Genomic DNA, 14,134 nt, shown 5'->3' with positions numbered 1-14,134 from the left:
TCTGAGGTGCCTGTTATGTCTAAAAAAGAAAAGCGATGGAGACGAGTCTATTTATTTCTTTACATCTTAATTTACGGAATGGTTGCACCGTTAAGTTTAATTCTCTTTTTTATAGGAGAAGAATCATTTCCGTTTTTTATCATTCCAGTCGTACTGGCACTACCAGCTATGAAGCACAATCATATCCAGAAGATTAGAGAAAAAGAGATGGGTGCTTAGTCATTCATTGAGGTAGAGGAGAGAAAAATGAATCGGTCTACAAATTTTGTGCTAGCCCAAATTTTATTTGTCATTCTTCTATTAACAGCATGCTCAACCGAAAAAACAGCATCGGACTCAGAACCAAAGAAAAAAGAGCCTAAAAAAGAGACAGTTGAAAAAGCGCCGACTGAACCTGAAGAGATGGTTAAACAGGGTGCTGGTGAGCATTACGAAAAGGTAAAGGATCTTGAAGGTGATGATTTAGATAAAGAAATTAAAGAACTTACGAAAGACTTCCCAAAAGATATGAAAAGTGAGGATGCCTATAATCGAATCATTGCAGCATTCGCGGCGGATCATCAGCTAGCTTTTCAGGAGTTAGAGGACTTTGACATTACGTTTGAAGAAGTAGAGGCGTACGAGAAGTATAGTGAAGAAGATGGAGAGGAAAAGAAAGAGGGTCCTCTTAATGTAGTTATCCTTTTAGATGCCAGTGGTAGTATGGCAGGAAAAGTTTCAGGAACGGACAAAATGACAGCGGCGAAAGAAGCCCTAAAGAAGTTTGCAGGTGGCTTGCCTAAGGACGCAAACGTTTTGCTTCGTGTTTATGGCCATAAAGGAAGTAATGATGATAAGGACAAGAAGTTATCATGTGAGAGTACAGAAGTCATGTACCCTCTAGGAGCTTATGATGCAGGTGCTTTCCAACAATCTCTTTCTAAGTTCAAGCCAACCGGCTGGACGCCGCTCGCAGCATCCATTGAAGCGGCAGAAAAAGACCTTCAAGGCAAAGAAGGAAACAACGTAGTTTATATTGTGAGTGATGGAATCGAGACATGTGACGGTAATCCGATAGAAGCGGCGAAAAAACTGCACAAATCGAACATTCAAGCAAAAGTAAACATCATTGGGTTTGATGTAGATAACGAAGGACAACAGCAACTAAAGGCGGTAGCCGAAGCGGGTGGCGGCGAATTCCAATCCGTTTCATCGCAAAAAGAACTTTTCGATGAAGTAGAGTCGAACTGGTCAAAGGCGATGCATGATGCAAGAATCAATTGGAGCTTGTCTATGGATTCATCTAGCGTGAATTGGAGCAGTTCGGGTAAAGGTCATTCCATGAGAAAAGTGTATTCAAAAATGTTGGATAGCATCTCTGATGAATTTGAGTTGCTCCGAAGCGTAAAGATGGAATTATATAACCAAAAAAAGATGACTAATGAAGAATTGGACAAGTTAGATAAACTCATTTTTAGCAGATATGAAAAACTTAGAGAATACAGCACTAACAAACATGATGCTAAGCAAGCTGCTCTAGATAAAGAAACGGATAGAGTACTAAAATTAATAGATGAAAACGCAGAAAATGCCAGAGTAGAATAGGGGGCTGTATCTTGAATAAACTGAAGTTTTTAGCAATGGCTATAAGTATAGGGATAATTGTCACTGGGTGCAGTAGCAACGAATCAGCTAGTAATAAAGAAGTTCAAAAACAGGAGAGTAAAAGAGATAAAGAATCTGTCAAAGTTACAGATAAAAAAGCCCAAGCTCCTAAAGACCAGGGTGATTATGAAGTATGGTACGAAGGAGAAGCCGATCGTAAAGGGAAACTGATAACGGTTAAAGGGCAAACAAACCTCATTCCGGAATCCAATCTATTAATAGTGATGGATAGTGTGGAAGATACCCTTATTGGTGGTACAGATAAAGTGCAGGTTAAAGATGATGGTACTTTTGAAACCGAACTAAAAATTCCAAAAAGCTCAGAAGGTTTAATAGAAGTAAAAATAAAGTTTGATCCTCATACGGATAATCAACCGATTAAAGATCATTATGGCGAGAATGGTGAAAAGCTTAAAGGGCCGTTTATTAGATTAAATGAAGAATCAGAAATGCAGCGTAATATAACGCTTTTAACATTAGAAATCCCTCAGGATGAATCAAACGCATCCGCTAAAATAGAGAAGCCTGAGTGGGACAAGCCTGAAGATTACGGCTCTCCAACAGTACGAATAGATGAACCGGACATTCAAAAGGATGATAAATATCTCTATATAGAAGGGAAATCAAATTTGTTAGAGGGGACGAGATTAAAAGGGAGCTTGGATATCCCTAATTATATTGTCTCCGGATTAGCGGATGTGGCTGATGTTAACCCAGACGGATCATACAAATTAGTCATTGAAAAACCTTCAAGCATAAACAAATTAAAGGATATTAAGGAATACGAAGTGGTTCTTAATGTCGATCCTTCCTTTAGTCAGTGGAAATCAAACTTAGAAACTTACGGCGTAAATGGCGAGAAGTTTCTAGGTGATTATGTTGTCGACCGTAATGGAAAAAAAGAGATTGAAAAGCGGCTTTCAATCTCAGAATAATTAGTTGCCCGATGACTTCTTGGTTACCGGGCTTTTTAATATGTTTAACAACTGTACAATTAGAGAAAAATGAAACAAGAGAAAGGCGGGATTCATACATGAGCTATGAAGATTTAGCATTACATACAGATAAGTATCAGATTAATATGATGTACGCCCATTGGAAAAATGGAACGCATAATAACATTCGAGTATTTGAAGCCTTTTTCCGAAAAAATCCGTTTAAGAGCGGGTACGCCGTTTTTGCGGGGCTAGAGCGAATTATTCGCTATTTGGAGCACCTTCATTTTACTGAGGAAGACATCGAATACTTAAGAACACAAGAAGAGCAATATGAGGAAGATTTTTTGGGGGAATTAAAAAACTTCAACTTTACAGGTGAGCTATTCTCTGTAAAAGAAGGAACAGTTGTTTTTCCGAATGAGCCGTTGATCCGTATTAAGTGCCGGGTGTTTGAAGCACATCTTTTAGAGACAGCCCTTCTAAATTTCATGAACTACCAAACTCTGATTGCTACGAAAGCTGCCCGGATTCGTCATGTAACCCCGGATGATCAATTGATGGAGTTTGGAACACGTCGTGCTCAGGAAGCAGATGCAGCGATTTGGGGTGCACGTGCTGCATACATTGCTGGTTTTGATGCAACTTCAAACATGCGTGCTGGTAAGCTCTTCGGAATTCCTACGAAAGGAACACATGCGCATGCTTGGGTTCAAGACCACGATACGGAAGAGGAAGCTTTCGAACGGTTCGCTGAGGCACTGCCTGATCAAAGTATTTTGCTAGTGGATACGTATAATACTTTAAAAAGCGGAGTACCTAACGCAATAAAGGTCGGCTTAAAGATGAAGGAAGCGGGTAAATCGCTAAAAGGCATCCGGTTGGACAGCGGTGATTTGGCTTATCTTTCAATCCAGGCACGCAAAATGTTAGATAAAGCGGGTCTTACCGATGTAGTAATCGTAGCAAGCAATGACTTAGATGACGATGTGATTACAGACTTAAAGGCACAAGGTGCTAAAATCACATCATGGGGAGTTGGAACACAGCTAATTACAGCAGCCGACCAGCCTGCACTTGGCGGTGTTTACAAAGTGGTAGCAAAATATGAAGATGGAGAGTACGTTCCAACCATTAAGATTTCATCTAATGTAGAGAAAATAACTACACCTGGCTATAAAAAGGTATACCGTATTATTAATGCGAAAGGAAAAGCGGAAGCAGATTACATCGCAATGGATGATGAGGTGCTTCCTGAAAAAGATATTAAGCTTTTCGATCCGGTGCACACCTATAAAAGCAAGATCGTGTCTTCTTTTACAGCAGAAGAACTGCTTCAGCCTGTTTATATAGAAGGAAAACTTGTATATGAGCTTCCTAAATTAGAAGAAATCCGCCGTTATCATCAGGAACAGCTTCAATTGTTCTGGCCTCAGCATTTAAGGAGACTGAATCCGCAAGAATACTATGTCGATCTTTCTGTAGACGTGTGGAGAACGAAAAACGACCTTTTAGAGAAGTATTCTTTATAAGTAATGAGCCTCTTTTCGACATGAAAAGAGGTTTTTTAATAAAATCTTTAAAAAAGCGTTGACGGTCGGCCATATCGCTGATATAGTAATAAACGTTGTTGCTTTTCTTACATAACTTCGACAAAAACAAACATAAACTTTTAAAAAAGTTGTTGCTTCGCAAGAAGATATGTGTTAAGATAGTTTTTGTCGCTGCTTTAAGAGAGTGACGCGATAAAGAAAAAAGTTCTTTGAAAACTGAACAAAAGAAATAGGTAAGGAATTAAATTTAATTCCGTCAGTTTTAAAATCGAGCAAGACAAACACTTTTATGGAGAGTTTGATCCTGGCTCAGGATGAACGCTGGCGGCGTGCCTAATACATGCAAGTCGAGCGAATGAAGAGGAGCTTGCTCCTCTGATTTAGCGGCGGACGGGTGAGTAACACGTGGGTAATCTGCCTGTAAGACGGGGATAACTCCGGGAAACCGGGGCTAATACCGGATAACAAGAGAAGAAGCATTTCTTCTTTTTGAAAGTCGGTTTCGGCTGACACTTACAGATGAGCCCGCGGCGCATTAGCTAGTTGGTGAGGTAACGGCTCACCAAGGCGACGATGCGTAGCCGACCTGAGAGGGTGATCGGCCACACTGGGACTGAGACACGGCCCAGACTCCTACGGGAGGCAGCAGTAGGGAATCTTCGGCAATGGGCGAAAGCCTGACCGAGCAACGCCGCGTGAGCGATGAAGGCCTTCGGGTCGTAAAGCTCTGTTGTTAGAGAAGAACAAGTACGAGAGTAACTGCTCGTACCTTGACGGTACCTAACCAGAAAGCCACGGCTAACTACGTGCCAGCAGCCGCGGTAATACGTAGGTGGCAAGCGTTATCCGGAATTATTGGGCGTAAAGCGCGCGCAGGCGGTCTCTTAAGTCTGATGTGAAAGCCCACGGCTCAACCGTGGAGGGTCATTGGAAACTGGGAGACTTGAGTGCAGGAGAGAAAAGTGGAATTCCACGTGTAGCGGTGAAATGCGTAGAGATGTGGAGGAACACCAGTGGCGAAGGCGGCTTTTTGGCCTGTAACTGACGCTGAGGCGCGAAAGCGTGGGGAGCAAACAGGATTAGATACCCTGGTAGTCCACGCCGTAAACGATGAGTGCTAGGTGTTGGGGGGTTCCACCCTCAGTGCTGAAGTTAACACATTAAGCACTCCGCCTGGGGAGTACGACCGCAAGGTTGAAACTCAAAGGAATTGACGGGGGCCCGCACAAGCAGTGGAGCATGTGGTTTAATTCGAAGCAACGCGAAGAACCTTACCAGGTCTTGACATCCTTTGACCACTCTAGAGATAGAGCTTTCCCCTTCGGGGGACAAAGTGACAGGTGGTGCATGGTTGTCGTCAGCTCGTGTCGTGAGATGTTGGGTTAAGTCCCGCAACGAGCGCAACCCTTGACCTTAGTTGCCAGCATTCAGTTGGGCACTCTAAGGTGACTGCCGGTGACAAACCGGAGGAAGGTGGGGATGACGTCAAATCATCATGCCCCTTATGACCTGGGCTACACACGTGCTACAATGGATGATACAAAGGGTTGCGAAGCCGCGAGGCCAAGCCAATCCCAAAAAGTCATTCTCAGTTCGGATTGTAGGCTGCAACTCGCCTACATGAAGCCGGAATTGCTAGTAATCGCGGATCAGCATGCCGCGGTGAATACGTTCCCGGGCCTTGTACACACCGCCCGTCACACCACGAGAGTTTGTAACACCCGAAGTCGGTGGGGTAACCCTTTTGGGAGCCAGCCGCCGAAGGTGGGACAGATGATTGGGGTGAAGTCGTAACAAGGTAGCCGTATCGGAAGGTGCGGCTGGATCACCTCCTTTCTATGGAGATTATGAAACAGCTTCGACTGTTTCGTAAGTACACCTATTCTTCTTTTGTTCAGTTTTGAAGGAACTTAACTTCCTTTAGGGGCCTATAGCTCAGCTGGTTAGAGCGCACGCCTGATAAGCGTGAGGTCGATGGTTCGAGTCCATTTAGGCCCACCATTTTCATAATTTCATTATCCCATTAAGGGGCTTTAGCTCAGCTGGGAGAGCGCCTGCCTTGCACGCAGGAGGTCAGCGGTTCGATCCCGCTAAGCTCCACCATTGCACATCTTACGATGATGCATTTTTAAATTGTGTTCTTTGAAAACTAGATATCGACATCCAAACAATATGCAAGGCAGATAGATATTTATCTGCGCCAAGCAAGATCTTGATGTGTAAACATCATATAAGGTTAAGCTAGAAAGGGCGCACGGTGGATGCCTTGGCACTAGGAGCCGAAGAAGGACGGGACGAACACCGATATGCCTCGGGGAGCTGTAAGTAAGCATTGATCCGGGGATTTCCGAATGGGGGAACCCACCATCCGTAATGGGATGGTATCCATATCTGAATACATAGGGTATGAGAAGGCAGACCCGGGGAACTGAAACATCTAAGTACCCGGAGGAAGAGAAAGCAAATGCGATTTCCTGAGTAGCGGCGAGCGAAACGGAAACAGCCCAAACCAGAGGGCTTGCCCTCTGGGGTTGTAGGACACTCTACATGGAGTTACAAAGGAACGAAGTAGGTGAAGCGGTCTGGAAAGGCCAGCCAAAGAAGGTAACAGCCCTGTAGCTGAAACTTCGTTCTCTCCTGAGTGGATCCTGAGTACGGCGGGACACGTGAAACCCCGTCGGAATCCGGGAGGACCATCTCCCAAGGCTAAATACTCCCTAGTGACCGATAGTGAACCAGTACCGTGAGGGAAAGGTGAAAAGCACCCCGGAAGGGGAGTGAAATAGATCCTGAAACCGTGTGCCTACAAGTAGTCGGAGCCCATTAACGGGTGACGGCGTGCCTTTTGTAGAATGAACCGGCGAGTTACGATCCCGTGCAAGGTTAAGTTGATAAGACGGAGCCGCAGCGAAAGCGAGTCTGAATAGGGCGACATAGTACGTGGTCGTAGACCCGAAACCGTGTGATCTACCCATGTCCAGGGTGAAGTTCAGGTAACACTGAATGGAGGCCCGAACCCACGCACGTTGAAAAGTGCGGGGATGAGGTGTGGGTAGGGGTGAAATGCCAATCGAACACGGAGATAGCTGGTTCTCCCCGAAATAGCTTTAGGGCTAGCCTCGCGGCAAGATTCCTGGAGGTAGAGCACTGATTGGACTAGGGGCCCCCACAGGGTTACCGAATTCAGTCAAACTCCGAATGCCAGAGAATTATCCGCGGGAGTCAGACTGCGAGTGATAAGATCCGTAGTCAAAAGGGAAACAGCCCAGACCATCAGCTAAGGTCCCAAAGTATACGTTAAGTGGCAAAGGATGTGGAGTTGCCCAGACAACCAGGATGTTGGCTTAGAAGCAGCCACCATTTAAAGAGTGCGTAATAGCTCACTGGTCGAGTGACTCTGCGCCGAAAATGTAACGGGGCTAAACGTATCACCGAAGCTATGGCTTGTACCGTATGGTACAGGGGTAGGGGAGCGTTCGAAGTGCAGCGAAGTCAGACCGGAAGGACTGGTGGAGCGCTTTGAAGTGAGAATGCCGGTATGAGTAGCGAAAGACAAGTGAGAATCTTGTCCATCGAAAGCCTAAGGTTTCCTGAGGAAGGCTCGTCCGCTCAGGGTTAGTCGGGGCCTAAGCCGAGGCTGAAAAGCGTAGGCGATGGATAACAGGTTGATATTCCTGTACCACCTCCTTTCCGTTTGAACAATGGGGGGACGCAGTAAGGTAGGGTGAGCGCACTGATGGAATAGTGCGTCTAAGCAGTTAGGCTGTTGGGTAGGCAAATCCGCCCAACGTGAAGGCTGAGCTGTGATGGCGAGGGAAATTTTAGTACCGAAGTCCCTGATCCTACACTGCCAAGAAAAGCCTCTAGTGAGGAAAGAGGTGCCCGTACCGCAAACCGACACAGGTAGGCGAGGAGAGAATCCTAAGATGATCGGGAGAACTCTCGTTAAGGAACTCGGCAAAATGACCCCGTAACTTCGGGAGAAGGGGTGCTCTGATAGGGTTTATCGCCCGAGAGAGCCGCAGTGAATAGATCCAAGCGACTGTTTAGCAAAAACACAGGTCTCTGCGAAACCGCAAGGTGAAGTATAGGGGCTGACACCTGCCCGGTGCTGGAAGGTTAAGAGGAGGGGTTATCCTTACGGAGAAGCTCTGAATTGAAGCCCCAGTAAACGGCGGCCGTAACTATAACGGTCCTAAGGTAGCGAAATTCCTTGTCGGGTAAGTTCCGACCCGCACGAAAGGTGTAACGACTTGGATACTGTCTCAACGAGAGACCCGGTGAAATTATAGTACCTGTGAAGATGCAGGTTACCCGCGACAGGACGGAAAGACCCCATGGAGCTTTACTGCAGCTTGATATTGGATTTTGGTACAGCTTGTACAGGATAGGTAGGAGCCTGAGAAGCCGGAGCGCCAGCTTCGGTGGAGGCGTCGGTGGGATACTACCCTGGCTGTATTGAAATTCTAACCTTGAACCGTGATCCGGTTCGGAGACAGTGTCAGGCGGGCAGTTTGACTGGGGCGGTCGCCTCCTAAACAGTAACGGAGGCGCCCAAAGGTTCCCTCAGAATGGTTGGAAATCATTCGCAGAGTGTAAAGGCACAAGGGAGCTTGACTGCGAGACCTACAAGTCGAGCAGGGACGAAAGTCGGGCTTAGTGATCCGGTGGTTCCGCATGGAAGGGCCATCGCTCAACGGATAAAAGCTACCCTGGGGATAACAGGCTTATCTCCCCCAAGAGTCCACATCGACGGGGAGGTTTGGCACCTCGATGTCGGCTCATCGCATCCTGGGGCTGAAGTAGGTCCCAAGGGTTGGGCTGTTCGCCCATTAAAGCGGTACGCGAGCTGGGTTCAGAACGTCGTGAGACAGTTCGGTCCCTATCCGTCGCGGGCGCAGGAAATTTGAGAGGAGCTGTCCTTAGTACGAGAGGACCGGGATGGACACACCGCTGGTGTACCAGTTGTTCCGCCAGGGGCATAGCTGGGTAGCTACGTGTGGACGGGATAAGTGCTGAAAGCATCTAAGCATGAAGCCCCCCTCAAGATGAGATTTCCCATCACGTTAAGTGAGTAAGACCCCTTAGAGATGATGAGGTTGATAGGTCTGGTGTGGAAGCGTGGTGACACGTGGAGCTGACAGATACTAATCGGTCGAGGGCTTATCCTTAAAATGCATAACGTTTGGAAACGTCGTATCTAGTTTTGAGAGAACATACTCTCTAAACTTAATAAATCATGGTTAACGTCATGATAAGGTCTAGTGATGATGGCGAAGAGGTCACACCCGTTCCCATACCGAACACGGAAGTTAAGCTCTTCAGCGCCGATGGTAGTTGGGGGTCTCCCCCTGTTAGAGTAGGACGTCGCTAGGCAAAGAAGGTGGGACGAACTTTATGTTCGTTCCATCTTTTTTTGTTTTAAAAAGGCTGCTTTCCTTTACCTTTTTATTATTAAATAGCTAGAAATATAAACTTTAGAATCATTGGAAAGTTGAAAACAGTACATTCGGGATATAAATAACGAGTTTTTATGAAAGCAAAAAAGTCTAAATTACTTGTCTCAACATTTATAAGTCCTCAAATGAATTTATAAGTCTTCAAAAAATTTTATAAGTCTTCACCAAAGTTTATAAGTCCTCAAAAATATTTATAAGTCTTCACCATATTCCTACCTCAACCCCTGAGATTAAAACCATCTAAAAGGAAACTTGGCATCTGCCAAGCTTTAATTTAATCTATAAAGTAACCTCGTTGAACCTCGTATTCAAACCCAGAATGGAAACTTTGGCATTGGCCAAACTTCCTACTAAACTCCCCTAAAAACGTCAACTGTTTTTGCATCTATTCTCCAGTTTCCAACTTGTCCAAAAAGTGTTATTCTTAACGAAGTATTTTTCACCTTGGGAGGCTTGCCATCATGTTGGATAACGCATTTGTTATGGTTGGGATCATATTATTGATCAATATTGTGTACGTTTCGTTTTTTACGATCAGGATGATCCTGACGCTTAAAGGACAAAGGTACCTGGCTGCTTTTATTAGTGTGTTCGAGGTAATTATCTATGTGGTTGGGCTCGGGCTTGTATTAGATAACTTAAATGAGATTCAAAATCTGATTGCGTATGCGGTTGGTTATGGAATTGGTGTTTTAGTAGGAATGAAGATTGAAGAAAAGCTGGCACTTGGATATACTACGGTTAACGTTATTACAACTGATCTTGCAGGCGGACTGCCGAACGAGCTTCGCAACAAAGGATATGGTGTTACAAACTGGCTTGCAGAAGGTCGTGAAGGACAGCGTTTGATGATGGAGATCTTAACATCGCGAAAATCAGAAATGAACCTATATAATACAGTAAAAGATTTGGACCCGAAGGCATTTATTATTTCACATGAGCCGAAAGCGTTTCATGGCGGATTTTGGGTCAAGGGCATCAGGAGGTAACAGATGGATAAGAAACCTTCTAAGAAGAAGTTTTCTGTTGAAGCAGGAGAAACCATTTCCGATTGTCTGGATCGTATGGCCAATGAGGGCTATACGCCAGTACGCCGTATGGAAGAGCCTGTTTTTCATGAAGTGAAGCGTAATGGAAGAATGGAACCAGAAGTAAAGGAACAAAGGATTGTTTTTGAAGGTAAACTCATCAAATAAGAGCAAAACACGAACATTAAGTATTTTATGATACATAATGTTCGATTTTTGTTGACAAAACAAAACGTCCATTGCTACAATAAAACCAGAAGAATAAAGCCCTCATATAATTTCGGGAATATGGCCCGTAAGTCTCTACCTGATGACCGTTATTTCATCAGACTATGAGGGAAAGCATCTTTCTGTCTATTTTTATCGGATACGTATGTCCAGTTGGCTGCTTTCTCTCATATTTAGGGAGAAGCATACTAACTGGACTTTTTTATTTTTTCTGACAATAAGGAGGCTGCCATGGCTAAAGTTGGCGTGATCATGGGAAGTGTTTCAGATTGGGAAACAATGAAAGAAGCGTGTGACATTCTAGATGAACTCGAAGTAGCTTACGAGAAAAAAGTGGTTTCTGCACACCGTACACCAGATCTCATGTTCCAATACGCAGAAGAGGCGGAACAGAGAGGTATTGAGGTAATCGTAGCTGGAGCAGGCGGTGCAGCTCACTTGCCAGGAATGGTTGCAGCAAAAACGATTCTGCCTGTTATCGGTGTACCGGTTCAATCCAAAGCGCTTAACGGTATGGATTCACTTTTATCCATCGTTCAGATGCCAAAAGGCGTTCCTGTTGCAACGGTAGCCATCGGCAAAGCCGGAGCAGCGAATGCAGGACTTCTAGCTGCTCAGATGGTAGCGGTACATGATGAAGGAATAAAACAGCGGTTAAAACAACGCCGTGCTACAGCACAACAAATGGCGATTGAAAGTAGTGAGCAGCTTGTATAAAACAATACGACCACAACAAACAATCGGAATATTAGGCGGAGGACAGCTCGGCCGCATGATGGCATTAAGTGCAAGAGAAATGGGCTTGAATGTTGTTGTTTTAGAGCCAGGTGAGAATTCACCATGCGGTCAGGTCGCGGATCAGCAGATTGCCGCGGCTTATGACGATCGCGAAGGCATCAAAGAGCTTGCAGAACGAAGCGATGTTGTCACATACGAGTTTGAAAACATAGATGCAGTTAGTGCGAACTGGCTGGAAGAGAATGCGAACTTACCACAAGGAAGCCGACTCTTGGCAGTCACGCAGCACCGTTTAAAAGAAAAAGAAACGCTTCAAAAAGCAGGTGTACCTGTCGCACCGTATCGTCCAGTAACAGATTTCAGCTCGTTACAAAGTGCAATTAAAGATTTAGGTTACCCTTCTGTACTCAAAACGTGCAGAGGCGGTTATGACGGGAAAGGGCAGTTTGTGATCAAGCAGGAAAGTGACCTTGAGATTGCAGCAACACTTTTAGAGAAAGAGACAGATTGTGTGCTGGAAGCCTGGGTTAATTTTGAAAAAGAAATATCTGTGATCATCACAAGAAGTGTGAGCGGTGAGGTTAAATCGTTTCCAATCGCAGAGAATATACACAAAGATAATATCCTGCATAAAACAATCGCACCGGCACGCATCACAATCGAAACTGCGGATCAAGCAAAGCTCTTAGCGGGGTCAATCGCAACGGAACTAGAGCTTGTTGGAACGCTTGCCGTAGAGATGTTCGTCGCAAAAGACGGTACGATCTATGTAAACGAACTGGCGCCGCGTCCGCATAACTCCGGGCATTATACAATCGAAGCGTGTGAAACTTCACAATTCGATCAGCACGTGCGCGCAGTATGCAACTGGCCGCTCGGCAACACGGATTTAATAAAACCAGCCGTGATGATCAACATTTTAGGAGAACATCATGAGACTGTGTTACGCGAGATCGAAAAATTAGGAGAAGCGAAACTGCATCTGTACGGAAAGAAAGAAGCGAAAGCGAAACGTAAGATGGGGCACATCACGGTTTTAGGTGATACGATTGAACAGGCACTTGAAAAAGCTGAAAAAGTGTCCGCACTATTTTTAAGTGATAACAAAACGGAGGTAACACAATGATTGAACGCTATACACGCCCTGAAATGGGAGCGATTTGGACAGATGAAAACAAGTACCAAGCATGGCTTGAAGTAGAGATTTTGGCTTGTGAGGCTTGGGCTGAGCTAGGCGACATTCCAAAAGAAGACGTAAAGAAGCTTCGCGAAAATGCATCATTTGATATTAACCGTATCTTAGAGATTGAAGAAGAAACACGCCACGATGTTGTTGCATTTACACGAGCGGTATCTGAAACACTTGGGGAAGAGCGCAAATGGGTGCATTACGGACTGACTTCAACAGACGTAGTTGATACAGCACTATCTTACCTTTTGAAACAAGCAAACGATATTTTAGCAAAAGATCTTGATCGTTTTGTCGAGATTCTCGCTGAGAAAGCGAAAGAACATAAATATACCGTTATGATGGGTCGTACGCACGGGGTTCATGCTGAGCCAACAACGTTCGGATTGAAGCTTGCTCTATGGTACGAAGAGATGAAACGCAACGTAGAACGCTTTAAGCAAGCGTCTGACACGGTTCGTTTCGGTAAAATCTCTGGAGCGGTTGGAACGTATGCCAACATCGATCCTTTCGTTGAAAAATATGTGTGTGAAAAGCTAGGTCTAGAAGCTTCACCGATCTCAACTCAAACATTGCAACGTGACCGTCACGCACACTACATGTCAACGTTGGCGCTTATCGCAACGAGCATTGAAAAGTTTGCAACAGAAGTTCGCGGCCTTCAAAAGAGTGAGACGCGTGAAGTAGAAGAGTTCTTTGCAAAAGGTCAAAAAGGATCATCTGCTATGCCGCATAAACGCAACCCGATCGGATCAGAAAACATGACAGGATTGGCTCGTGTGATCCGTGGTTACATGATGACAGCGTATGAGAACGTATCACTATGGCATGAGCGTGATATCTCACATTCATCAGCTGAGCGTGTAATCTTACCTGATGCAACGATCGCATTGAACTACATGCTGAACCGTTTTGGAAACATCATCAAGAACCTAACCGTGTTCCCAGAAAACATGAAGCGCAACATGGATCGCACATACGGATTGATCTACTCACAGCGTGTACTTCTCAAGCTTATCGATAAAGGCATGGCACGTGAAGAAGCATACGACACAGTACAGCCAAAAGCGATGCAAGCATGGGAAGAAGGCGTACAGTTCAGAACATTAGTAGAAGCTGAACAAAAAATTACCGAAAAACTAACACCTGAAGAAATCTCTGAATGCTTTGATTACAGTTACCATCTGTCACACGTAGATACGATCTTCGACAGATTAGGACTTTAAAGGGATTTATAAGAAGGATCTTTAAAGATTGTTGTTTTAGGAACGCTTCATTGACAAGTTGATTGGAGTGCAAGGTGCGAGACTCCTGCGGGATCAGTGGGACAGGTGAGACCCTCAAAGGCGCATAGCGGCGA

At 45.0% G+C, this 14,134-nt stretch carries 9 protein-coding genes, 2 tRNA genes, 3 rRNA genes and 1 riboswitch; all 14 genes read left to right on the top strand.

Going from position 1 to position 14,134, the window contains the following annotated elements:
• The first annotated feature begins 15 nt into the window (after nt 1–15).
• The 14 genes from QUF49_RS19630 (at nt 16) to purB (ending at nt 14,000) form a co-directional block, all read left to right on the top strand.
• Nucleotides 16–219 (top strand): hypothetical protein, encoded by a 204-nt coding sequence (locus QUF49_RS19630; RefSeq protein WP_289497371.1) that lies wholly within the window; start codon nt 16–18, stop codon nt 217–219.
• Between the two features lie 27 nt (nt 220–246).
• Nucleotides 247–1,584: a vWA domain-containing protein gene (locus QUF49_RS19625; RefSeq protein WP_289497370.1), complete on the top strand. Its 1,338-nt coding sequence runs from the start codon at nt 247–249 to the stop codon at nt 1,582–1,584.
• 11 nt (nt 1,585–1,595) lie between these two features.
• Nucleotides 1,596–2,579: a hypothetical protein gene (locus QUF49_RS19620; RefSeq protein WP_289497369.1), complete on the top strand. Its 984-nt coding sequence runs from the start codon at nt 1,596–1,598 to the stop codon at nt 2,577–2,579.
• Between the two features lie 98 nt (nt 2,580–2,677).
• The gene (locus QUF49_RS19615; RefSeq protein ID WP_289497368.1) at nt 2,678–4,111 is read left to right on the top strand and encodes a nicotinate phosphoribosyltransferase; all 1,434 of its coding nucleotides are present in this window, start codon (nt 2,678–2,680) and stop codon (nt 4,109–4,111) included.
• A gap of 307 nt (nt 4,112–4,418) precedes the next feature.
• Nucleotides 4,419–5,968 (top strand): 16S ribosomal RNA (locus QUF49_RS19610).
• 88 nt (nt 5,969–6,056) lie between these two features.
• A tRNA-Ile gene (locus QUF49_RS19605) sits at nt 6,057–6,133 on the top strand.
• Nucleotides 6,134–6,159: 26 nt separating this feature from the next.
• Nucleotides 6,160–6,235, top strand: a tRNA-Ala gene (locus tag QUF49_RS19600).
• A gap of 131 nt (nt 6,236–6,366) precedes the next feature.
• Nucleotides 6,367–9,303 (top strand): 23S ribosomal RNA (locus QUF49_RS19595).
• 89 nt (nt 9,304–9,392) lie between these two features.
• Nucleotides 9,393–9,508: ribosomal RNA gene (gene rrf / locus QUF49_RS19590) — 5S ribosomal RNA — on the top strand.
• The 16S, 23S and 5S rRNA genes sit together here with 2 tRNA genes alongside, the layout of an rRNA operon.
• A gap of 544 nt (nt 9,509–10,052) precedes the next feature.
• Nucleotides 10,053–10,580: a DUF2179 domain-containing protein gene (locus QUF49_RS19585; protein ID WP_066242783.1), complete on the top strand. Its 528-nt coding sequence runs from the start codon at nt 10,053–10,055 to the stop codon at nt 10,578–10,580.
• A gap of 3 nt (nt 10,581–10,583) precedes the next feature.
• Nucleotides 10,584–10,787, top strand: coding sequence for an NETI motif-containing protein (locus QUF49_RS19580; protein WP_289497367.1), 204 nt, complete (start codon nt 10,584–10,586; stop codon nt 10,785–10,787).
• A gap of 82 nt (nt 10,788–10,869) precedes the next feature.
• A riboswitch (purine riboswitch) is annotated at nt 10,870–10,972 on the top strand.
• A 106-nt stretch (nt 10,973–11,078) separates the two neighbouring features.
• A complete protein-coding gene (gene purE / locus QUF49_RS19575) occupies nt 11,079–11,564 on the top strand; it encodes a 5-(carboxyamino)imidazole ribonucleotide mutase (RefSeq protein ID WP_289497366.1) in 486 nt (161 codons plus the stop codon).
• Nucleotides 11,557–12,711, top strand: coding sequence for a 5-(carboxyamino)imidazole ribonucleotide synthase (gene purK / locus QUF49_RS19570; protein WP_289497364.1), 1,155 nt, complete (start codon nt 11,557–11,559; stop codon nt 12,709–12,711). The genes purE and purK overlap by 8 nt, the downstream gene beginning before the upstream one ends.
• A complete protein-coding gene (gene purB / locus QUF49_RS19565) occupies nt 12,708–14,000 on the top strand; it encodes an adenylosuccinate lyase (RefSeq protein ID WP_153236641.1) in 1,293 nt (430 codons plus the stop codon). The genes purK and purB overlap by 4 nt, the downstream gene beginning before the upstream one ends.
• Nucleotides 14,001–14,134: the final 134 nt, after the last annotated feature.

It is taken from the genome of Fictibacillus sp. b24 (assembly GCF_030348825.1).
GTDB lineage: Bacteria > Bacillota > Bacilli > Bacillales > Fictibacillaceae > Fictibacillus.
Note: the sequence above shows the minus strand (reverse complement) of the source record. Positions and strands in the feature narration are given on the sequence as shown.

Bases quoted from the DNA above. Each gene is read 5' to 3' on its own strand.
- QUF49_RS19630 (WP_289497371.1), top strand. From the start codon at position 16: ATGTCTAAAAAAGAAAAGCGATGGAGACGAGTCTATTTATTTCTTTAC.
- QUF49_RS19625 (WP_289497370.1), top strand. From the start codon at position 247: ATGAATCGGTCTACAAATTTTGTGCTAGCCCAAATTTTATTTGTCATT.
- QUF49_RS19615 (WP_289497368.1), top strand. From the start codon at position 2,678: ATGAGCTATGAAGATTTAGCATTACATACAGATAAGTATCAGATTAAT.
- QUF49_RS19585 (WP_066242783.1), top strand. From the start codon at position 10,053: ATGTTGGATAACGCATTTGTTATGGTTGGGATCATATTATTGATCAAT.
- QUF49_RS19580 (WP_289497367.1), top strand. From the start codon at position 10,584: ATGGATAAGAAACCTTCTAAGAAGAAGTTTTCTGTTGAAGCAGGAGAA.
- purE (WP_289497366.1), top strand. From the start codon at position 11,079: ATGGCTAAAGTTGGCGTGATCATGGGAAGTGTTTCAGATTGGGAAACA.
- purB (WP_153236641.1), top strand. From the start codon at position 12,708: ATGATTGAACGCTATACACGCCCTGAAATGGGAGCGATTTGGACAGAT.